The sequence below is a fragment of the Sphingopyxis sp. JAI128 genome (assembly GCF_014207235.1).
In the GTDB taxonomy this organism is placed as follows: Bacteria; Pseudomonadota; Alphaproteobacteria; order Sphingomonadales; family Sphingomonadaceae; genus Sphingopyxis.
Genome location: NZ_JACHDA010000003.1, coordinates 276247 through 295946, shown reverse-complemented (window position 1 = coordinate 295946; position 19700 = coordinate 276247). Strand labels below are relative to the sequence as shown.

Genomic DNA, 19700 nt, shown 5'->3' with positions numbered 1-19700 from the left:
ATCGGGATCGGGCGGAACGGCGGTTGGGGGTGGTGAGCGGACGTTGAGATTGTGAACTGATTTCCCTTCCCGCTTGCGGGAGGGGAATCAACGGCCGCCTCCGGCCGGTTCCGGACGCGCCCGGTCCTAGGCCGCTATCGCTAAGGGCTGGATTTCGCCGGCCAGATATTGCGCGCGCGCCTTCGACCGGCTCAATTTGCCCGAACTCGTGCGCGGCAGTGTGCGGGGCGGGATCAGTTCGATCAGACAGTTCATGCCCGTGATCGCACGCACGCGGTCGCGGATCGTTTCGCGCAACGCGAGCCGTTCGGCCTCGTCGCTGGTGCGGCACTGGACGAGCACGGCAGGGGTTTCCTCGCCGCCCGGCGTCGTGATCGCAAAGGCCGCGATGTCGCCCGACTTGAAGCCCGGCAATTGCTCGACCGCCCATTCGATGTCCTGCGGCCAGTGATTCTTGCCGTTGATGATGATCATATCCTTGGCGCGGCCGACGATATAAATGTAACCGTCTGACAAATAGCCCATATCCCCGGTGTCGAGCCAGCCGTCGACCATGCAGGCGGCGGTCGATTCGGGGTCGCGGTAATAGCCGGTCATCAGTGAGGGGCCGGTACACCACACCTTGCCGACCGTCTGGTCGGGCAGGGGATTGCCGGCTTCGTCGCGGACCTCGATTGTCATGTCTTTCACCGCTTTGCCGCAGTTGACGATCGCGCGGTAGCGGGTCGGACGGCCGCTGTCGTTCGCGGCGCCCGACAATTCGGTTTCCTCGACCAGTTCGACGACGATGCCTTCGCCCGGCGGCATGATGCTGACCGCGAGCGTCGCCTCGGCAAGGCCGTAGCTCGGCAAGAAGGCGCTCGCCTTGAAGCCCGCGTCGGCAAAGGCATCGACGAAGCTCTGCATCACATCGGGGCGGATCATGTCGGCGCCATTGCCCGCGACGCGCCAGCGCGACAGGTCGAACCGGTCGGCGACATGGCTCTGGCTCGAGATGCGGCGCGCGCAGATGTCATAGCCGAAGGTCGGCGAATAGCTGAGCGTCGTGCCGCTGTTGCGGCTTATCAGGTCGAGCCAGGCAAGCGGGCGGCGGGCGAAATCCTCGGTCTTGAGGTAGTCGACCGACACCTGGTTCGCGACCGGCGAGAGCAGGCAACCGACGAGGCCCATGTCGTGATACCAAGGAAGCCAGCTGATGCAGCGATCGCTGTCCCGCAGTTCCATGCCGTGCGAATGCGCCGAGAGATTGTTAAGCAGCGCGCCATGCGTCACCGCGACGCCGTGCGGGAAGCGCGTCGAGCCGCTGCTGTACTGAAGGTAGCAGGTTTCGTCGGTCTTTTGCCTGGGCAGATCGGCGACGGGGGCGGCGCGTTCGGCAAAGGCGCTCCAATCGATCGGCGTGACGCCGCGCTGCTCGGCCGCTTCGACCGCCATCGCGGCGATTTCGGGCGGGAAAAACAGCATCTTGGGGTCGCAGCTGGTGAGCTGGACGACGAGCTGGCCGACATAGCTATCGCGCCCGCCGAAGCTGGTGGGCAGCGGCAGCGGCACCGGCCAGGCGCCGGCATAGATGGTGCCGAAGAAAAGCGCGGCGAATTCGGCACCGGTTTCGGCGATCAGCGCGATGCGGTCGTTCGGCTGCACACCTGCGGCGATCAGGCGGTAAGCGGTCGCCAGCGCGTCGGCCCTGAGCTCGCTATAGGGATAGGGGCGTACCAAACGCCCGCGCGGATCGTGGAAATTGAGCCCGCGCACGCCGCTGGCGGCATAGTCGAGCGCTTCGCCCACGGTGGCGAAGTCGGAAAAGCGGCGCGGCTGCACGCATTCGGTCGGAGTCGGCACGAGCGCGTCGGCCGAAGCAGGTTCGATATCGGTCATAGGGGCTGCGACATCCCGCGATAGAGGCCGCGCGGCAACAAGCATGTCATCTTTTTGAGCCATGTCAGCGTGCGCGAACCTTATTGTTTGAACAAATCGCCCATTTCCGGGCTTTGATGTCCCGATATGGCGGTGTTGATCGTTCTCAATCGGGCCCGACTGTGGCACAAACATGGCATGTCGCGCCGTTCTGCACCGTCCGACCGTTCGAAAAGGCCGCTCGGCGCAGCGCGGCTCGACGAACTGGCACTGGCCTATGTCGCGCGATTCGCGACGAGTCGCGCCAAACTGACGCGTTATCTCGCCCGAAAAATACGCGAATCCGAATGGATAGACGATGTCGACGCCATGACGGCGTGCGAAGCGGTCGCCGATCGGATGGAGAAATTGCGCTACCTTGACGACCGGCAATATGCCGCGATGCGCGCCGGGGCGATGACGCGGCGCGGGCTGGGCGTACGGCGCGTGAAGGCGCAGCTTTATAGCGACGGTATCGCGGAAAAAGACAGCGGCGAGGCGATCGAGGCGGCCGAAGGTGCTGCCACATCGGCGGCCATCGGTTTCGCGCGGCGGCGGCGGCTCGGGCCCTTCGCCGTCAACGCCATCGACGATCCAAAACAGCGCGAGCGGCAAATCGCCGCTTTTTTGCGCGCCGGACACAGCATGGCGATCGCGCGCCGCATCCTTCGCGTCCCGCCGGGGGACGAGGCGGCACTGGCGGCGCTGGACGACGAAGCGGCGCTCGATTAGGGCACGACAAGCTGTTGCCGGGATAAGGATCTGCCGATGCGCGCCATATTGACCGCCCTTGCCCTGTCGTTTGCCTTGCCGATCGCGGCGTGCAGCAGCGCTCCTGCCGAGCAGGCCGAAACCGCGGCCACCATCCCCGTGACGATCGAGATGGCGGGCAAGGCGCACCGGTTCGACGTCGAGGTCGCGCGCACCGCCGCCGAGCAGGATCGCGGGTTGATGTTCCGTACCGGCCTGCCCGAGCGCGGCGGGATGATCTTTCCCTTCGAAAAGCCGCAGATCGGCAGTTTCTGGATGAAGAACACGCTGATTCCGCTCGATATGATCTTCATTCGTGCCGACGGCAGCATCGACCGTATCGCCGAAAATACCATCCCCGAATCGCTCGAACCGGTGGTCAGCGGGGGCGAGGTGAGCGCGGTTCTCGAACTCGCGGGCGGCACCGCGGCCCGGCTCGGTATCGATGAGAGTGCCAAGGTGACGTGGAAAGACCGATAAAGCGGCAGAAAGAGCCGGCCAGCGCGGTTTGCCGCTTGCGAAGCGCCTTGGCTTGCCTGTAAACGCCGCAGCCATGAGCATTTTGGGCAAGATTTTCACCTGGTGGGACGGCGCGACCGTCGGCACGCTGCTGAACAGTTGGAGCACGGGCGAGAAGGTCGGCGAGGACAGTCTCGGAAACGGATATTTCCGCGCCAAAAAGGGCGGCCGCCGCTGGGTGATCTATAATGGATCGAACGACGCGAGCCGCGTGCCGCCCGAATGGCACGGCTGGCTGCACGGCACGTTCGACGACTTGCCGACCGACATCCTGCCCGCGCCGCGCGCGTGGGAAAAGGAACCGAGCGCGAACCTGACCGGCAGCACGGGCGCCTATCGCCCCGCCGGCGCGCTCGAACGCGGCGGCCACCGGGCCGCGGCGACCGGCGACTACGAGGCCTGGCGGCCCGGCGCCGACTGAGCTTCAGTGCGGCCGCAACCCCTCCGTATCGCGCTCCTGACGCTTGTCGCGGCGACCGCGCTGGCCGCGTGCGACCGGACGCCGACCAAAAGCGGCGGCAGCGACAAGGCGCCCCAGATCGCCAAATCCGAACGTGTGCCGCAGGAAATCGGCGGGATCGAAGGCGCGACGCCAATGGCCGAGCGCGTTGCCGTCGTCGGCCTGCTCAACAAGCGCAACGGCCTCGTCCGCGAACTCGAGATGAAGCCCGGCGACGCGGCTCGGGTCGGGCGCGCGATCGTCCGCCTGCGCGCTTGTGAACAGACCGCGCCGTGGGAAGATCCGCCCGAAACCGGCGCCTTCGTCCAGCTGACGGTGCAGGATCAGCGCGACGACAAATGGTATCGCGTCTTTTCCGGCTGGATTTTCCGCGAGCGGCCCGACCGTAATGTGATCGAGCATCCGATCTATGACGTCTTCGTCAAAAGCTGTGCGATGACATATCCGGGCGGCGAACCCGTCGCGCGGTCGGCGCCGAAATCGGGTGCCGCGCCCAAGGCGTCGAGCGCGCGCCAGTCGCCCGCGACGAACGGCGGCGAAGGCACCGCCGCGCCGGCGCCGCCAGCCGTTCCGGCGCCAGCTGCGACGCCCAAGGCGGCGCCGTCGTCCCCCGCCAACACCGAATAGAGCCGCGCGAGATAGTCGGCCTGGCGGATTTCGATCGCGCCCAGGCTCGCGAGGTGCGGAGTGAGGAACTGGCAGTCGAGCAGTTTCCAGCCGCCCGCGATCAGCCTTGCGACGAGATGCGCGAGCGCGACTTTCGATGCGTCGCGCTCGCGGCTGACCATCGATTCGCCGAAAAAGGCGCGACCGAGCGTGACGCCGTAGAGCCCGCCCGCGAGCTCGCCATCGAGCCAGCATTCGACGCTGTGCGCGTGGCCGATCTGGAACAGGCGATCGTAGCTCGCCTTGATCACGGGATTGATCCACGTCGTCGGACGGTCGTCGGCCGGCGCGGCACAGAGCGCGACCATTTCGGCGAAGGCGGTGTCGGTGGTGACGCGGAACCGGTCAGAGACGATCACCTTCTTCAGGCTGTGCGACAGGTGGAAGCCGTCGAGCGGCAGGATCGCGCGCAGCCGCGGCTCGACCCAATGGACCGACGGGTCGTCCGCCCCGTCCGCCATCGGGAAAATGCCCTGCGCATAGGCGCTCAGCAGCAGCGCCGGATCTATGGACTCAAAATGTTTCAGCTCGCGGGCTTCACGAATTTCAGCGTCATGCGGTCCGATTCGCCGATCGCGACATATTTGGCGCGGTCGGTTTCGCCTTCGCGCAGCACCGGCGGCAGCGTCCAGACGCCCTTTGCATAATCCTTCGTGTCGTTGGGATTGGCGTTGATCTCGCTCTTGCCCGCGAGTTGGAAACCGGCGGCTTCGGCAAAGGCGATGATCGAACTTTCCTTCATATAGCCCGATTTTTCTTCCTTCGCGGCATCGTCGCTCTCGTTCAGCCGATGCTCGACGACGCCGAGCGTGCCGCCGGGTTTGAGCATCGCGAAAATCTGGTTGAACGCGTTCGCGGTGTTGTCGGCGCCGTCGAAACGCCAGTTGTGGACGTTGCGGAAGGTCAGGACAACATTGGCGCTGCCGTCGGGCACCTTGGGGTTGGCGCCGGCATTGGGGAATTCGGCGAGCTTTACCGCGCCATAGGTGGCGGCGTCGGCAGCCTGCTTTTCCTTGAGCCGGTTGAGCCCGCGGTCCCATGGCGCCGCAGCGTAGAGCGTCCCGCCGCCCGATTTGGCGAGGGGAGCAAGGATTTCGGTGTACCAGCCGCCGCCGGGCCACAGCTCGACCACCGTGTCGCCGGGCTTTACGCCGAAGAAAGCAAGCGTTTCGGCGGGGTAGCGATATTTGTCGCGCGCGACATTTGCGGGCGTGCGGGTCGGGGCCGCGACGGCCGCGGCGATCGCCTGACCTTGATGGGCGGCATGACCGGCATGGCCGTCATGCTGCATCGCTGCGGCGGGGACGGCGATTGCGATGGTGGCACTTGCAACTATCGACAGCGGACGCATATGGGGCACCTCTCTCCAGGGGAAGGCCCCTGTTTGCGAAGGGATGCGCGGCAATGCAAGTGTCGATGCTGTCGGTGGGGGTCGGAGCCGCGATGCTATTCTGCTTCGCGGAGGTCGCCAACTGGCGCCGCAACAACCGCCGCGACGTCGACGACGTCGGCTTCATGCCGTGGCGCGGGATCGCGCTCGCGGCCGCCGCCGTCGCCCTGTTCGCAACGGCGTTCTGGCTGGGTGGGCTCTAGACCTTTACAGGCAGGCTTCGAGATAGGGCTGGTCGAAGCCGTACTGGCGCGCCTTTTCGAGCGTATAGGGACGCAGGCCCATCGAACGGTATTCGCCGACGATCTTGCCATCCTTGTCCTCGTCGAGATATTCGAACTTGAACAATTCCTGGGTGACGATGACGTCCCCTTCCATCCCGATCACCTCGGTGACGTTGGTGACGCGGCGCGAACCGTCGCGCAGGCGCTTGATCTGGACGATCAGGTCGACCGAGTCGGCGATCTGTTTCGAGATCGCTTCCTTCGGGATCTTGATGTCGCCCATCAGCACCATATTTTCCATACGGCCGAGGCATTCGCGCGGGCTGTTCGAGTGGAGTGTACACATCGAACCGTCGTGACCCGTGTTCATCGCAGCGAGAAGGTCGAAACATTCCGCGCCGCGAACCTCACCCATGATGATGCGGTCGGGACGCATACGCAGCGCGTTCTTGACGAGGTCGCCCATATGGATCGCACCATTGCCTTCGAGGTTCGCGGGGCGCGTTTCGAGCGGCAGCCAGTGCGGCTGCTGCAGGCGAAGTTCGGCGGCATCCTCGATCGTCAGCACGCGCTCGCCGGGGTCGATCATCTTCGACAGCGCGTTGAGCATGGTGGTTTTACCCGAACCCGTACCGCCCGAGATCACGATATTGAAACGGCTGGCGCCCGCGATCTTCAATGCGGTACACATTTTCTGACTCATCGCGCCCCACTGACAGAGCATGTCGAGCGTGATCGGCTTGGCCGAGAATTTACGAATCGAGATCGCGGTGCCGCGCAAGGACAACGGCGGCACGATCACGTTGACGCGGCTGCCGTCCTTCAAACGGGCGTCGGCGAGCGGCGTCGTCTGGTCGACGCGGCGGCCGACCATGTTGCAGATGCGCTGCGCGATCTGGAACAGATGCTGTTCGTCGCGGAACTGGATCGGCGCGATGACGAGTTGGCCTTTGCGCTCGACATAGGTCTGGTACGGCCCGTTGACCATGATGTCGCTGATGTCCGGGTCGGACAGCAGTTCTTCGAGCGGACCGAAACCGAGCAATTCGTCGACGAGCACCTTTTCGAGCGCGAACTGTTCGCGGCGATTGAGCGTGATTCGCAGCTCGGCGAGCACTTCGAGGATGATCGGGCGGAATTCCTCGGTCAACTCGTCCTTGCTGAGCGTTGCCGCCGCCTCCGGGTCGACGCGTTCGAGCAGGCGCGGCAGCACCTGTTCCTTGATCTTGTGGACGCTGGCCTCGAAACCCTGTGCTTTTTCAGGCTCGGCCATCTCGGCGGTCGAACGCTGGTTAAGTCGCTCCATTGCCTCGTCTTCGGGCGACAGGTTCGAGGGGATCGAGGGCGGCAGAGGTGCCTCGACGGGCGTGTCGAGCGCAGGAAATTGCGAGCCGCCACCCATTCCCGGGCCAGTCTGCATCGGCTTCGCAACGCCAAAGGCGGGGCGGCCAGCGGTTCCGGGTCGGCGTCCGAATGCACTCATGTCTTTGTCCTGCCTCAAATCAACCGTCGTGGAGCGCGTCGCCCATTTGGCGAAACCCCCCATCCGACACGGTGAATAAAGTGGAAACTTTGACATTGTCCTAATGCGACGGGACGGGGAATAGGCGGGGAAGGCGGTTTTGCGCCACGCCGGTGGCTGTTTTGGGGAAGCTGCCCTACGCAATGACGAAGTCATGCGATACGCAGCGAGCGCAATCGGCCGAAACTCGACAGGGTCCCGAACTGAAAAAGCCCGCCTCCTTCCGGAAGCGGGCCTGTTGTGCGTTGTGGCTTGCGCTCAGCGGGCGATATGCTCGGCGAGCACGGTGAGGCCGGCTTCGTTCACCTCGGCGAAGCCGCCCTCGACCTCGATCACCTCGGGCGCGGCGCCTGCGGACGCATAGATCGTCAGCGGGCCGTTGCGCAGCGTCGCCATGAAGGGGGCGTGGCCTTCGAGCACCGAGAAATCGCCCTCGGTCCCCGGCACGGTGACCATATGGACGTCGGCGGTCCGCTCGAGGCGGGCGGGGGTGACGAGTTCGAACTTCAGGGCCATTGATCTGTCCTTTGACCCCTCCCGCTTGGGGAGGGGCACAGGTTATTACGCTTCTTCGGCGAGCTTCGCGGCCTTGGCGACCGCTTCGTCGATGCCGCCGACCATGTAGAAGGCCGCTTCGGGCAGGTGGTCATATTCGCCGTCGACGACAGCCTTGAACGACTTCACCGTTTCCTCGATCGGCACGAACTTGCCGGGGATGCCGGTGAAGACTTCGGCGACGTGGAACGGCTGCGACAGGAAGCGCTGGATCTTGCGCGCGCGGGCGACAACCAGCTTATCTTCTTCCGAAAGCTCGTCCATGCCGAGGATCGCGATGATGTCCTGCAGCGACTTGTATTTCTGCAGCGTTTCCTGAACGCGGCGGGCGGTTTCATAATGTTCCTGGCCGACGGTCGCGGCGGTGAGCACGCGGCTCGTCGAGTCGAGCGGGTCGACCGCGGGATAGATGCCGAGTTCCGAAATCGCGCGGCTCAGCGTCGTCGTCGCGTCCAAGTGGGCGAACGAGGTTGCGGGAGCGGGGTCGGTCAAGTCGTCCGCGGGGACGTAAATGGCCTGCACCGAGGTGATCGAGCCCTTGGTGGTCGAGGTGATGCGTTCCTGCAGCGCGCCCATGTCGGTCGACAGCGTCGGCTGGTAACCCACGGCCGAAGGAATACGGCCGAGCAGCGCCGACACTTCCGAACCCGCCTGCGTGAAGCGGAAGATGTTGTCGACGAAGAACAGAACGTCCTGGCCTTCCTGGTCGCGGAAATATTCGGCCATGGTCAGGCCCGACAGCGCGACGCGGGCGCGGGCGCCCGGGGGCTCGTTCATCTGGCCGAACACCAGCGCCACCTTCGACCCGTCGGGGGTCGGGTTGCCGTCGGCGTCCTTCGCGATAACGCCGGCGTCGAGGAATTCGTGATACAGGTCGTTGCCTTCGCGGGTACGTTCACCGACGCCCGCGAACACCGACACGCCGCCGTGGCCCTTGGCGATGTTGTTGATCAGTTCCTGGATGAGAACGGTCTTGCCGACGCCGGCGCCGCCGAACAGGCCGATCTTGCCGCCCTTGGCATAGGGGGCGATCAGGTCGATGACCTTGATGCCGGTGACGAGGATCGCGGCTTCGGTCGACTGGTCGACGAATTCGGGAGCCTTGGCGTGGATCGGCGCGGTCATGCCGGCGTTCACCGGGCCGCGCTCGTCGATCGGGTCGCCGATGACGTTGAGGATGCGGCCGAGCGTCTGCGGACCGACGGGGACCGAGATCTGGGCGCCGGTGTCGGTGACGGGCTGGCCGCGGGTCAGTCCGTCGGTCGCGTCCATCGCGATCGTGCGGACGGTGTTTTCGCCGAGGTGCTGCGCGACTTCGAGGACGAGGCGGTTGCCGTTGTTATCGGTTTCGAGCGCATTCAGGATTGCGGGCAGCTCGCCCGTGAACTGGACGTCGACGACGGCGCCGATGACCTGTGCGACGCGGCCGGTCGCGGTGCCGGTGCTCGCGGCCTTGGGGGCAGCGGCCTTCTTCGGCGCGGCGGCCTTAGGAGCTGCCGCCTTCTTGGCGGGAGCCTTCTTTTCAGGGGCGGGTGCGGTTGCCATTGTCTTCTTCCTTGCTGGGATAGCTTACAGCGCTTCCGCGCCTGCAATGATTTCGATGAGTTCGGTGGTGATCGCCGCCTGACGCGTGCGGTTGTAAACGATGGTCAGCTTGTTGATCAGGTCGCCCGCGTTGCGCGTCGCATTGTCCATCGCGGTCATCGACGCGCCCTGTTCGGATGCGGCGTTTTCAAGGAGGCCCTTGAAGATCTGGATGGTAACATTGCGCGGCAACAGATCGGCGAGGATCGCTTCCTCGTCGGGTTCGTACTCGACCGCTGCACCGCTGGATGCAGGGACGTCGGCGGGCGGCGGAACCGGGATCATCTGCTGCCCGGTCGCGATCTGGAGCAGCGCCGAACGGAACTTCGAATAGAAAAGATGCGCGACGTCGAAGGCGCCCGCTTCGTAAAGCTCCATCACCTTTGCCGAGATGTCGCTCGCCTGTTCGAAGCCGATGTCGCGGATGCCGGTGGTCTCATACTGTTCGATGATCTGGCCGGGGAAGAGGCGCGCGATCACCGGGCGGCCCTTGCGACCGACGAGGTAGAAGAGAACCTTCTTGCCCTCGGCCTGCAGTTCGAGCGCCTTGTCGCGCGCGGCCTTGACGATGTTCGAGTTGAACGCGCCGGCAAGGCCGCGGTCGCTGTTGAGCACGACGAGCAGGTGCGTGTCGCTCTTGCCCGTGCCCGACAACAGCTTCGGCGCCGAATCCGACGCGCCGACCTTTGACGCGAGGCTGGCGACGACGCCTTCGAGCCGCTCGGCGTAAGGACGCGCGGCTTCGGCGGCGGCCTGCGCCTTGCGCAGCTTGGCGGCGGCGACCATCTTCTTGGCCTTGGTGATCTTCTGGGTCGATTTGACCGAGACGATCCGCCCTTTGAGTTCCTTAAGCGATGCCATTACGGCCCCTCTTGTTCGTCAGCCCGGCGCGGGTGGCCGGGCTCACGGTAACTTGGCTTACGCGAAAATCTTGGCGAAGGCGTCGAGTGCGGCGACCAGACCCTTCTTGGCATCGTCGCCAAGGTCCTTGGTGTCGCGGATCGTCTTCAGCACATCGGCGTGATCGCTGCGCAGATAGGCGAGCATCGCCTGTTCGTAGCGCGACACGTCGGTCGTCGCGACATTGTCGAGATAGCCGTTGGTGCCGGCGAAGATCGACGCGGTCTGTTCCTCGAACGGCATCGGCTGGAACTGCGGCTGCTTGAGCAGCTGCGTCAGGCGCGCGCCGCGGTTGAGCAGCTTCTGCGTCGAGGCATCGAGGTCCGAACCGAACTGTGCGAAAGCTTCCATTTCGCGATACTGCGCGAGCTCGAGCTTGATCGAGCCCGACACCTTCTTCATCGCCTTGGTCTGCGCGGCCGAGCCGACGCGCGACACCGACAGGCCGACGTTGATCGCCGGGCGGATACCCGCGTTGAACAGGTTGGTTTCGAGGAAGATCTGGCCGTCGGTGATCGAAATCACGTTGGTCGGGATGTACGCCGAAACGTCGCCCGCCTGCGTTTCGATGATCGGCAGCGCGGTGAGCGAGCCCGAACCATTGTCGCTGTTCATCTTCGCGGCGCGCTCGAGCAGGCGGCTGTGCAGATAGAAAACGTCGCCGGGATAGGCTTCGCGGCCCGGCGGGCGGCGCAGCAGCAGCGACATCTGGCGATAGGCGACGGCCTGCTTCGACAGATCGTCATAGACGATCACGGCGTGCATGCCGTTGTCGCGGAAAAATTCGCCCATCGTGCAGCCGGTGTAGGGCGCGAGGAACTGCAGCGGAGCGGGCTCCGACGCGGTCGCGGCGACGACGATCGAATATTCCATCGCGCCATTTTCTTCGAGCTGGCGGACGATCTGCGCGACGGTCGAACGCTTCTGGCCGACCGCGACATAGATGCAGTACAGCTTCTTCGATTCATCGTCGCCGGCGTTCGCCTGCTTCTGGTTGATGAAGGTGTCGATCGCGACGGCGGTCTTGCCGGTCTGGCGGTCGCCGATGATCAGTTCGCGCTGGCCGCGGCCGACGGGGACGAGCGCGTCGAGCGCCTTGAGGCCGGTCTGGACGGGTTCGTGGACCGAGGTGCGCGGGATGATGCCCGGCGCCTTGACCTCGACGCGCATGCGCTTGTCGGCCTTGATCGGGCCCTTGCCGTCGATCGGGTTGCCGAGGCCATCGACGACGCGGCCGAGCAGGCCCTTGCCGACGGGGACGTCGACGATCGTGCCGGTGCGCTTGACGGTGTCGCCTTCCTTGATCTCGGCGTCGCTGCCGAAGATCACGATGCCGACATTGTCGGCTTCGAGGTTGAGCGCCATGCCCTGCACGCCATTGGCGAATTCGACCATTTCACCGGCCTGGACATTGTCGAGGCCGTGGACGCGGGCGATGCCGTCGCCGACCGAGAGCACCGAACCGATTTCGCTGACCGTGGCTTCGGTCCCGAAATTGGCGATCTGGTCCTTGATGACCTTGCTGATTTCAGCGGCGCGGATTTCCATTATTCAGCCTTTCATCGGGGCATTTTGGCGTAGGGCGTTCAGCCCTTCATCGCCTGGGCGAAACTGTTGAGACGGGTACGGATGCTGCCGTCGATCAGCTGGCTGCCCAGCTGGACGACGAGGCCGCCAAGGATGGCGGGATCGACGGTCGCCGCGACGGTGACGTCGCGGCCGACACGGGATTTGAGGTTCGCGGTCAGCTCCTTGAGCTGCGCGGGCGTCAGCGGGTGCGCGCTGGTGACCTTGGCGGTCACTTCGCCGCGGTGATCGGCGACGATCGCGTCAAAGGCGTCGATCATCTTGGGCAGATCGGCGAGGCGGCGGTTCTCGGCGAGCACGCCGAGGAATTTGGCGGTCAGCGAATCGAGCTGCATCGCCTTGGCGACCGCAGCGATGGCGTTCGCGGCGTCGGTGCGGCCGACGACCGGGCTGGCGATCAGGTTCGCGAGGTCGGCCGAATCGGCGATGCCGGTTTTCAGCGTCGCGAGGCTCTTCTGCACCGCGTCGATGGCGTTCGATTCGCGCGCCAGATCGAACAGCGCGCTGGCATAGCGGCCCGCGAGGCCCGCCGTGATGTTGCCCTGAATGCCGCCGGAATTCTCCACGCGCGAAAGTCCTTTTCTTCGATCCCGAGGGGGATGGCTGCGCGGATTTGCCCGGCATCCGAAAATGCCCCCCGCTGCAAAGTCGGGGCGCGCGTAGCAACGATTGTGCCGCAATGCAAGGCGGGGGTGGCCCTAGTTGCAGGCAGATGCGGGAATCGAGTTTGCGACGCTTCGCCGAAGTTCCGAAAGTCGCTTTTGAAGAGCGTCATTTGCGGCGCCGGTCGAACCGTCGCGTGCGGGCGGTGCCGATTTCCAAGCCTTCTCGAGTTCGGTGACTTGATCGAGGTTGCAGACGTCGGGCGAGTCTTGCGATCCGGTGACATAGTAGGTCGCCGTACAGGCCCGCTCGCCGAGTTCGGGGTAGCAGGTATAGGAGCCGGCCAGCGGCGCCGAGGATTCGCCAAATCCTCCGGTTTCCAATCCGGCGGTCGCAGTTTTCAGGGCCTCGTCGACTTTCGAACTATCATGTCCCGCAAATTTGCAGAGGCAGGACTGCCGGGCGAGCCTTTCGATTTTTGGATCGATCGCCGTCGCCCTGCCTTCACTGGAGGACCCGGATCCGGACGGGGAGGCACAACTGCCCGCGAGAACAGCGACGGCGATCAGCAACAAGGCTGTTCGGTGTGCTTGCATTCACATTCCCCCCTCATAAACAGAGGGGCCAATAGCAAGGAGCGGACAATGGGCGAGATGATCCGGATGACGATGGACGACGGCGCCGAAATCGCCGTCTATCACGCCAACCCCGATGGCGAGCGCCGCGGTGGGCTGGTGCTGATCCAGGAAATCTTCGGCGTCACCGACCATATCCGCGAGCTGGCGGACGAATATGCCGCCGACGGCTATGAGGTGCTGGCCCCCGCGCTTTTCGACCGCGAGCATCCGGGGTTCGAAAGCGACTATTCGGGGCCGCAGTTCGAGCGCGCGGTCGAACTCGCGCGCAAGCTGCACCCGTTCGAACAGAGCCTGAAGGACGCGCAGACGTGCATCGACGCGCTCAAAGGAAAAGGCCCCGTCTTCATCACCGGCTATTGCTACGGCGGCTCGGTCGCGTGGCGGATGGCGCAGATCAGCCCCGACCTCGCCGCGGCGAGTGCCTATTATGGCAGCCTGGTGCCGACGACGTTCAAGGACGAGCCGCCACGCTGCGCGACGATCGCACATTTCGGACGCTATGACGCAGGTATCCCGATGGAAGGGGTCGAGGCGCTGATCGCAAGGGATCATCCGACCGCGCAGATCTTCGTCTATGACGCGAACCATGGGTTCAACAGCGACCGGCGCAAGGATTATCACGAAGCATCGAGCGAGCTTGCGCGCGACCGCACGTTGATGTTGTTCAAGGCATGCGGGGGGTGAGGCTCGGGGGCCGGCTGCGATCGGGTGGCCGGGCTCGGCTGACGGTCAGTTGCCGGCGGCACGCTCGATCGCTGCGCCACCCGCCGGCTGGCAGCGATAGACCAGCCGTTCGTTGGGGCTGGCGGGAAGCGCGCTGCGGATCGCATCCTGTTGCGCCGCGAGCCCCGCGAGCGCGTCGGGGTCGGCGGTGCAGCTCTTGAGCGTGACTGCCGCGCGCGTCTCGCGTGCCTTCGCCATCGTTTCGGCATCGAGCAGATAGCGGTCGACGCGATAGTCGCGTCCCGCCGAATCGATCGACGCGACGGTCACGGTCGCCTCCTCATTGGGCACGAGGATGCGCTGCCAGCGGTCGTCGGCCCCCCTTGTATATTGCGTGCGGCCGTTGACGCAGCCGTCCTTGCCGATCGTGATCGGCACGTCGGTCGTCGCCGACACGGTGATGCGGCTGCGGTCGGGCCGGATGGTGCAGAGGAAATTGCCTTGCGCGAGCGCGGGCGCGGCGACGCTTGTCGCCTTGGCGGCTTCTTCGCCGATTTCGGCGTGGGCGTCGGGGCGCGTCACGAACAGCACGGCCGCGCCGATCATCAGCACGGCGCCCGCACCGCCGGCGATCTTGGCGTTCCGGATATTCTTCTGGCTATGGAAAAGCAGCGCGGCGCCCGCGGCGAGCGCGCCGATCACGAAGAAGACGCCCGCGAGCGCGATACGGTTTTCGCGCGAGGCGAGCGCATCCTCTTCGGCGCGCGCCTGCTTCAATTCGCGGTCGAGCCGGGCGGCGGCTTCCTTCGCGGCGTCGGCCTGTTCGCGCGCGCGCGCTTCGGCATCCATCGCCGCGCGGTCGCGCGCGTCGGCCTCGGCCATCGACAGGCACGGCGTGCCGACACTGGCATATTCCTGCCCCGCGTCGGTCAGAAAGCGCGTCAACTCGCGCCCGGCAATCGCAAAGGCAAAGGGCGAATCTCCGTCGTCGGCGCGCGTGATCGCAGTATTGATCCCGGCGATGCGCCCGCACTGGTCGACCAGCGGGCCGCCCGAATTGCCGCGCGATATCTTTGCCGTGTGGATCAGCATCGCAACCCCGTCGACCGCCTGCATGTTCGACATATTGCCCTCGCTGCGCGTCGGGCTGCGCGGGGTGATATAATCATTGGCGCTGCGCGCGGTCGCCAGGTCGACATTGCCCGGATAGCCCAATGCCACGACATCGGCGCCCGAATCGAGCGGGCCGGTGTAGACGGCGGCGGGGGGCAGGCGCCCTTCGGTGATCTCGACGAGCGCGAGGTCGCGCGCGGTGTCGATCGCGACCAGCTTGCCCGCGTAGCTTTTCTGCCCTTCGGACGGGACGACGCCGAGCGCGACATTGCCCGGATATTTGGCGGCCGATTCGACGACATGCGCGTTGGTGACGATCCGGGTGGGCGAGATGGCGATGCCGCTGCCATGACCGAAACCGACGACCTCGCCATCGACCATCGCGACGGTGACGACGCGCACGACGCTGCGCGACGCGGCGCTGATATCGTCGGCGGCGCGCGCCGGCAGCGAAAGGGCAAAAAGGGCGAGCAGTAGCGCGAAGAGGCGGGTCATGCCGCGCACACTAGTCGCCCGAACTTTGAACGCAAGCATCGGGACGCGGTGCGAATCGCGCTGTGGCATTCGTCTTTCGACCGACGAGAAAGGATGTTCCCAATGACCTATCTGATCGAGGGGCTTTGCCCCGATGGCTTCGCCCCGCTGTTCGCGCTCGACGACGCGGGCCTCGCCGCGATCAACGCGCGGCGCGTCACCGCGACCGCCGACCACGGTTTCCCGTGCCGCATCAGCCTCGAGGATGCAAAGGCCGGCGAGGAGCTGATCCTGCTCCATCACACCAGCCACGATGTCGAAACGCCGTATCGCAGCGCTTATGCGATTTACGTCCGGCCGGGCGTGGAAGCCGCGACCTATCGCGACGAACCGCCGCCGGTGTTCGCGGGCCGCCCGCTGGCGCTGCGCGCTTTCGACGCTGACGGAATGCTGCGGACCGCGAGGCTGGCGGGGCCGGGTGAGGCCGACGGCGCGATCCGCGATCTGTTCGAGGATGAGGGCATCGCCTATATCGATGCGCACAATGCCGCGCACGGTTGCTTTGCCGCGCGCATCGAAAGGGATGCCGCATGAGCCGCGACCTGATGACCGACGACGATCGCTGGGCGGCTGTGCTGCGCCGCGACCGCGCGCTCGACGGGCGCTTCGTCACCGGCGTGCTCACCACCGGCATCTATTGCCGGCCGAGTTGTGCCGCGCGGCATCCGCTGCGCGAGAATGTGCGCTTTTTCCAGGATGGCGCGGCGGCGCGCGAAACCGGGCTGCGCCCGTGCAAACGCTGCCTGCCCGACGATGTCGCGCGCGACGACCGGGCGGTGATCAAGGCGATCGCGGCGATCAAGGACAGCGAAGAGCCGCTTGCGCTCGCCGACCTTGCCTGCCGCACCGGTTATTCGCCGACGCATTTCCAGCGCGTCTTCACCCGCCACACCGGCCTGTCGCCCGCGGCCTATGCCCGCGCGCTGCGCGAAGAGCGCGCACGGGCTGCGCTGAGCGACGGCAATCGCGTGACCGACGCGATTTACGACGCGGGCTTTTCGGGTCCGTCGCGCTTCTACGAGAATATGGAGGGACGCATGGGCATGACGGCGTCGGCGTGGGTGGGTGGCGGCAAGGGGGCGACGATCCACTGGGCGGTGGTACCGACCAGCCTGGGCGAGATGCTCGTCGCGGCGACCGAAAAGGGTGTGTGCCGCCTGTCGTTCGACGAGGGCCGCGCGGCTCTGGAAAAACGCTTCCCGGCGGCGACGCTGGTCGAAGGGGGCGCGGAATTCGCAGCGTTGCTGAAACAGGTCGTGGAGGCGGTGGAAGCGCCGACGGGCGGCTTCGACCATATTCCGATCGACGTGAAGGGCACTGCCTTTCAGGAAGCGGTGTGGCGCGAGCTGCGCAAGATACCCGCAGGCGAGACGCGCAGCTATGCCGACATCGCCGCAGCCGTAGGCAAGCCCAAGGCGGTGCGCGCGGCGGGGAGCGCCAATGGCGCGAACAATGTCGCGGTGCTGATCCCGTGCCACCGCGTCGTGCGCAGCGACGGGGCGCTCGGCGGCTATGCCTATGGGTTGCCGATCAAGGAAGAATTGCTGAAGCGCGAAGGGCGCTGAGCCGAACAGGCGCCGGGCCGTGCGAAAGGCGGCCCGGCGCTGTCGGTTCGTGACGCGATGCGGTCAGCTGTCTTCCTTGTCCTGGTCGGCAAAGATGCTCGCCATCGTCGCGCGGGCGGCGTCGATCTGTCCGGCGTCGATTTCATCGACCAGCTTGGCGACCTTGTTCGCCTTTTCCCGCTTGTGGCTCGAAAAGGCGAGCGGGGCGAGCACCGACCGGGCCAGCTTGCCCTTGTTTTCGTTGAGCAGCTGGCGGGCGAGGACCATGCGATAGCCATCGTCGTAGGACGAATATTCGAACACGCTTTCGAGCGCGATGATCGCGGGTTCGGGAATCGGCTCCTTCGCTTCGTAGAAGGACATATAATAGCCGATCGCCGCGCGCGGATCCTTGGGATCGAGGCGGTAGGCCTCGGCAAAGGATTGGCGCGCCGTTGCATAGAGCGCCGGGTTCTTCTCTTCGTCAGCGCGCGTCATGAACAGGCCGCCCATCAGGATATGCGCGTCTTCCGACTGCGGATCGAGCGCGAGCGCACGCTTCAATGCCGCCTCGGCCTTCGCAAACTCCTGCGCGTCGTTATAGGCTTCGGCCGTCATCAATTGCACGGCCAGATTGTCCGGATATTTCGCGTCCATTCCGTCGACATCGTCGGCCACGGAGCGCGCCTCGCGCTCGGTCACGCCGCGCTCGCTGAGGATATGCGCAGAGATCACGGCCTCTTCGCCCGGCGTAAGGCGACGGATATCGACCTTGGGCGCGACATAATTGGTCGGCCGGACGTCGAGTGTCGGGAACGGACCGCTTTTATATTTGCGCAATTCGCCCTGCAGCTTGTCGAGGTCGCCGAACACGCGCTGCGCTGCGGCCAGGCTGTCTTCGCCGGCGTTGAGCGCCTTCAGATATTGCGCCAGCTGGCCCTGCCGTTCCTTGTTGAAATTCAGATAATGCGCGATCATCCAGCCGAAGGAGTAGGATTGGTAATATTCCTGTCCATCGAGCCGCTTGTTGTGATCGAAGAGGCGCGTCAGCCGGATGCCCGGCAGTTCGAACAGGTCGTCGCCGCGATGCTGCGGGACGTTGCCGACCCGGAACGCGCCGTTGTCGAGCAGTTCGAGCGTGCCGTAAAGTTCGGCAAAGCCCTCGACATACCAGTGCGGATAGGCGGTGCTGAATTTCTGCAGCATGAAATGATGGACATATTCATGGAACAGCACGCCCTCGGCCGTCATTGCGGTTTTCTGCCGCAACTCCCGCTGGCGCAGATTGCGGCTGAACCGGTCGGTCTCGCTTTCGTTCGCCGGAACGAACGAAACGGCGGCGCCAGCGCGCGGGATATAGAACCCCGCGACCGTGGCGCTGCCGGCCAGGCGGCCGATATCGTCGGTGTCGCCGAAGCGATAGACGCGCACCTTGTTCGACCGGCCGATATCCGCCCCCGGAATCGGAAGCCCCTGCATATAGCGGAGCGCATTGTCGAAGCGTTCGAGCCGCGAGGCAAAACGCTCGACATCTTCCTTACTGCTTTCGGACGTAATGATGAAATGGCTTGTCTCGGCTTCCCACCATTCGGCGTGGGCTGTGCTGCTCAAGGCAAGGAGCGCAGCGACAAGGCCGCCGCGCAAAGCGGTTCTGAGATATGCGATCATTTGTTTTCCCCGGTAAATTTTCGCAAGGGCGACTATACCGACCGCGGCCGAGGCATCAACTGGTTGCGCATGTTCCTATTTCCGCCGCCATCCCCCAGCGCATCTGACAAGGAGAAGAGAGAATGACCGATAAAATTGCCGCCTTTCGCGCGCTGCACGTCCCTGGCGATCCGCTGATCCTCGTCAACATCTGGGACGCGGGCAGCGCGAAAGCGGTCGCCGCGGCCGGCGCCAGGGCGATCGCGACGGGCAGCTTCGGCGTCGCCGGCGCGCAGGGTCGTGCCGACGGCGAGGATTTTCCGATCGCCGACGTGTTCGAGAACCTCGACCGCATCCTTGCGATCACCGACCTGCCGGTGACCATCGACATGGAATCGGGCTATGGCGCCGATGCGGCGGCGGTGGGCGCCTCGGTGGCGCACGCGAAGGACGCGGGCGCGGCGGGGATCAACATGGAGGACCGGTTGCCGGGCGTGACGGAATTGCTGCCGGTCGCCGAAGCCGTCGCGCGCTATCGTGCCGCCGCCGATACCGGCATTTTCGTCAATGCGCGCTGCGATATGTTCCGCGGGGCGGACGCGGCGAAGGACGGTGATGCGCTGGTCGCGGCGACGCTCGACCGCGCGCGCGCCTACGCCGATGCGGGGGCGGGATCGCTGTTCGTGCCCTTCCTGCTCGATCCGAAATGCATCGGGGCAATCTGCGCGGCGTCACCGCTGCCGGTCAACATCCTGCGCGGCAAGGGCGGGCCGACGCACAAGGAACTCGCGGGTCTCGGCGTCGCGCGGATCAGCCACGGCCACCAGCCGTGGGCGGCGGCGATGGCGTGGCTTTCGGCGCAGGCGGAGCAGGTGCTGGGCGGCGGCGAACCCGATTATTGACCG

Annotated in this window: 20 protein-coding genes and 1 pseudogene; 9 read left to right on the top strand and 12 right to left on the bottom strand. The window is 65.3% G+C overall.

The window, feature by feature from the left end; translation table 11 throughout:
• Window positions 1-126: 126 nt before the first annotated feature.
• Window positions 127-1878 (bottom strand): fatty acyl-AMP ligase, encoded by a 1752-nt coding sequence (locus HDC35_RS08800; RefSeq protein ID WP_184645778.1) that lies wholly within the window; start codon window positions 1876-1878, stop codon window positions 127-129.
• Window positions 1879-2055: 177 nt separating this feature from the next.
• Between HDC35_RS08800 and HDC35_RS08795 the strand changes: the two genes are divergently transcribed.
• The 4 genes and pseudogenes from HDC35_RS08795 to HDC35_RS19620 all read left to right on the top strand — a co-directional run.
• Complete coding sequence (locus tag HDC35_RS08795; protein ID WP_184645776.1) at window positions 2056-2628, top strand: RecX family transcriptional regulator; 573 nt, start codon at window positions 2056-2058, stop codon at window positions 2626-2628.
• 36 nt (window positions 2629-2664) lie between these two features.
• Window positions 2665-3126: a DUF192 domain-containing protein gene (locus tag HDC35_RS08790; protein WP_184645774.1), complete on the top strand. Its 462-nt coding sequence runs from the start codon at window positions 2665-2667 to the stop codon at window positions 3124-3126.
• A 73-nt stretch (window positions 3127-3199) separates the two neighbouring features.
• Entirely contained in the window at window positions 3200-3586 is a 387-nt protein-coding gene (locus tag HDC35_RS08785) for an NADH:ubiquinone oxidoreductase subunit NDUFA12 (protein WP_184645772.1), read from the top strand.
• A gap of 174 nt (window positions 3587-3760) precedes the next feature.
• Window positions 3761-3997 (top strand): annotated as a pseudogene (locus tag HDC35_RS19620) (DUF2155 domain-containing protein); the annotation flags it as partial.
• Window positions 3998-4032: 35 nt separating this feature from the next.
• On the opposite strand, the gene aat reads toward HDC35_RS19620, so the two are convergent.
• Window positions 4033-4818, bottom strand: a complete 786-nt coding sequence (gene aat / locus HDC35_RS08775) for a leucyl/phenylalanyl-tRNA--protein transferase (protein WP_184646507.1) — start codon at window positions 4816-4818, stop codon at window positions 4033-4035.
• Entirely contained in the window at window positions 4815-5642 is an 828-nt protein-coding gene (locus HDC35_RS08770) for a class I SAM-dependent methyltransferase (protein ID WP_184645771.1), read from the bottom strand. The genes aat and HDC35_RS08770 overlap by 4 nt, the downstream gene beginning before the upstream one ends.
• Window positions 5643-5695: 53 nt before the next feature.
• Between HDC35_RS08770 and HDC35_RS08765 the strand changes: the two genes are divergently transcribed.
• The gene (locus tag HDC35_RS08765) at window positions 5696-5884 is read left to right on the top strand and encodes a hypothetical protein (protein ID WP_184645769.1); all 189 of its coding nucleotides are present in this window, start codon (window positions 5696-5698) and stop codon (window positions 5882-5884) included.
• A gap of 4 nt (window positions 5885-5888) precedes the next feature.
• Here the strand turns inward: HDC35_RS08765 and HDC35_RS08760 are convergent, their stop codons facing one another.
• The 7 genes from HDC35_RS08760 to HDC35_RS08730 all read right to left on the bottom strand — a co-directional run bounded on the left by HDC35_RS08760 (window position 5889) and on the right by HDC35_RS08730 (window position 13231).
• Window positions 5889-7388, bottom strand: a complete 1500-nt coding sequence (locus HDC35_RS08760; RefSeq protein ID WP_184645767.1) for a CpaF family protein — start codon at window positions 7386-7388, stop codon at window positions 5889-5891.
• Between the two features lie 297 nt (window positions 7389-7685).
• Window positions 7686-7943, bottom strand: a complete 258-nt coding sequence (locus HDC35_RS08755) for an ATP synthase F1 subunit epsilon (RefSeq protein ID WP_184645765.1) — start codon at window positions 7941-7943, stop codon at window positions 7686-7688.
• A 45-nt stretch (window positions 7944-7988) separates the two neighbouring features.
• On the bottom strand, window positions 7989-9527 hold the full coding sequence (gene atpD / locus HDC35_RS08750) for a F0F1 ATP synthase subunit beta (protein ID WP_184645763.1): 1539 nt from the start codon (window positions 9525-9527) through the stop codon (window positions 7989-7991).
• A gap of 24 nt (window positions 9528-9551) precedes the next feature.
• Window positions 9552-10427, bottom strand: coding sequence for a F0F1 ATP synthase subunit gamma (locus HDC35_RS08745; protein ID WP_168454264.1), 876 nt, complete (start codon window positions 10425-10427; stop codon window positions 9552-9554).
• A gap of 57 nt (window positions 10428-10484) precedes the next feature.
• Entirely contained in the window at window positions 10485-12014 is a 1530-nt protein-coding gene (gene atpA, locus HDC35_RS08740; protein ID WP_184645761.1) for a F0F1 ATP synthase subunit alpha, read from the bottom strand.
• A 38-nt stretch (window positions 12015-12052) separates the two neighbouring features.
• Window positions 12053-12619, bottom strand: a complete 567-nt coding sequence (locus HDC35_RS08735; RefSeq protein WP_184645759.1) for a F0F1 ATP synthase subunit delta — start codon at window positions 12617-12619, stop codon at window positions 12053-12055.
• Between the two features lie 132 nt (window positions 12620-12751).
• Window positions 12752-13231, bottom strand: coding sequence for a hypothetical protein (locus tag HDC35_RS08730; RefSeq protein ID WP_184645757.1), 480 nt, complete (start codon window positions 13229-13231; stop codon window positions 12752-12754).
• A 69-nt stretch (window positions 13232-13300) separates the two neighbouring features.
• Between HDC35_RS08730 and HDC35_RS08725 the strand changes: the two genes are divergently transcribed.
• On the top strand, window positions 13301-13978 hold the full coding sequence (locus HDC35_RS08725; protein WP_184645755.1) for a dienelactone hydrolase family protein: 678 nt from the start codon (window positions 13301-13303) through the stop codon (window positions 13976-13978).
• Window positions 13979-14023: 45 nt separating this feature from the next.
• Here the strand turns inward: HDC35_RS08725 and HDC35_RS08720 are convergent, their stop codons facing one another.
• A complete protein-coding gene (locus HDC35_RS08720) occupies window positions 14024-15565 on the bottom strand; it encodes a S1C family serine protease (protein WP_184645753.1) in 1542 nt (513 codons plus the stop codon).
• A 102-nt stretch (window positions 15566-15667) separates the two neighbouring features.
• On the opposite strand from HDC35_RS08720, the gene HDC35_RS08715 reads away from it, so the two are divergent.
• The gene (locus HDC35_RS08715; RefSeq protein WP_184645751.1) at window positions 15668-16138 is read left to right on the top strand and encodes a DUF1203 domain-containing protein; all 471 of its coding nucleotides are present in this window, start codon (window positions 15668-15670) and stop codon (window positions 16136-16138) included.
• The gene (gene ada / locus HDC35_RS08710) at window positions 16135-17169 is read left to right on the top strand and encodes a bifunctional DNA-binding transcriptional regulator/O6-methylguanine-DNA methyltransferase Ada (RefSeq protein WP_184645749.1); all 1035 of its coding nucleotides are present in this window, start codon (window positions 16135-16137) and stop codon (window positions 17167-17169) included. Before HDC35_RS08715 ends, ada begins: the two co-directional genes overlap by 4 nt.
• Window positions 17170-17232: 63 nt before the next feature.
• On the opposite strand, the gene HDC35_RS08705 is transcribed toward ada, so the two are convergent.
• On the bottom strand, window positions 17233-18816 hold the full coding sequence (locus HDC35_RS08705; protein WP_184645747.1) for a tetratricopeptide repeat protein: 1584 nt from the start codon (window positions 18814-18816) through the stop codon (window positions 17233-17235).
• Between the two features lie 122 nt (window positions 18817-18938).
• Between HDC35_RS08705 and HDC35_RS08700 the strand changes: the two genes are divergently transcribed.
• Entirely contained in the window at window positions 18939-19697 is a 759-nt protein-coding gene (locus tag HDC35_RS08700; protein ID WP_184645745.1) for an isocitrate lyase/phosphoenolpyruvate mutase family protein, read from the top strand.
• Window positions 19698-19700 lie beyond the last annotated feature (3 nt).

What these genes read in the sequence shown, in the direction of transcription:
- HDC35_RS08800 (WP_184645778.1), bottom strand. Translation starts at nt 1,878, where the DNA reads ATGACCGATATCGAACCTGCTTCGGCCGACGCGCTCGTGCCGACTCCG.
- HDC35_RS08795 (WP_184645776.1), top strand. Translation starts at nt 2,056, where the DNA reads ATGTCGCGCCGTTCTGCACCGTCCGACCGTTCGAAAAGGCCGCTCGGC.
- HDC35_RS08790 (WP_184645774.1), top strand. Translation starts at nt 2,665, where the DNA reads ATGCGCGCCATATTGACCGCCCTTGCCCTGTCGTTTGCCTTGCCGATC.
- HDC35_RS08785 (WP_184645772.1), top strand. Translation starts at nt 3,200, where the DNA reads ATGAGCATTTTGGGCAAGATTTTCACCTGGTGGGACGGCGCGACCGTC.
- HDC35_RS08770 (WP_184645771.1), bottom strand. Translation starts at nt 5,642, where the DNA reads ATGCGTCCGCTGTCGATAGTTGCAAGTGCCACCATCGCAATCGCCGTC.
- HDC35_RS08765 (WP_184645769.1), top strand. Translation starts at nt 5,696, where the DNA reads ATGCAAGTGTCGATGCTGTCGGTGGGGGTCGGAGCCGCGATGCTATTC.
- HDC35_RS08760 (WP_184645767.1), bottom strand. Translation starts at nt 7,388, where the DNA reads ATGAGTGCATTCGGACGCCGACCCGGAACCGCTGGCCGCCCCGCCTTT.
- HDC35_RS08755 (WP_184645765.1), bottom strand. Translation starts at nt 7,943, where the DNA reads ATGGCCCTGAAGTTCGAACTCGTCACCCCCGCCCGCCTCGAGCGGACC.
- atpD (WP_184645763.1), bottom strand. Translation starts at nt 9,527, where the DNA reads ATGGCAACCGCACCCGCCCCTGAAAAGAAGGCTCCCGCCAAGAAGGCG.
- HDC35_RS08745 (WP_168454264.1), bottom strand. Translation starts at nt 10,427, where the DNA reads ATGGCATCGCTTAAGGAACTCAAAGGGCGGATCGTCTCGGTCAAATCG.
- atpA (WP_184645761.1), bottom strand. Translation starts at nt 12,014, where the DNA reads ATGGAAATCCGCGCCGCTGAAATCAGCAAGGTCATCAAGGACCAGATC.
- HDC35_RS08725 (WP_184645755.1), top strand. Translation starts at nt 13,301, where the DNA reads ATGGGCGAGATGATCCGGATGACGATGGACGACGGCGCCGAAATCGCC.
- HDC35_RS08720 (WP_184645753.1), bottom strand. Translation starts at nt 15,565, where the DNA reads ATGACCCGCCTCTTCGCGCTACTGCTCGCCCTTTTTGCCCTTTCGCTG.
- HDC35_RS08715 (WP_184645751.1), top strand. Translation starts at nt 15,668, where the DNA reads ATGACCTATCTGATCGAGGGGCTTTGCCCCGATGGCTTCGCCCCGCTG.
- ada (WP_184645749.1), top strand. Translation starts at nt 16,135, where the DNA reads ATGAGCCGCGACCTGATGACCGACGACGATCGCTGGGCGGCTGTGCTG.
- HDC35_RS08705 (WP_184645747.1), bottom strand. Translation starts at nt 18,816, where the DNA reads ATGATCGCATATCTCAGAACCGCTTTGCGCGGCGGCCTTGTCGCTGCG.
- HDC35_RS08700 (WP_184645745.1), top strand. Translation starts at nt 18,939, where the DNA reads ATGACCGATAAAATTGCCGCCTTTCGCGCGCTGCACGTCCCTGGCGAT.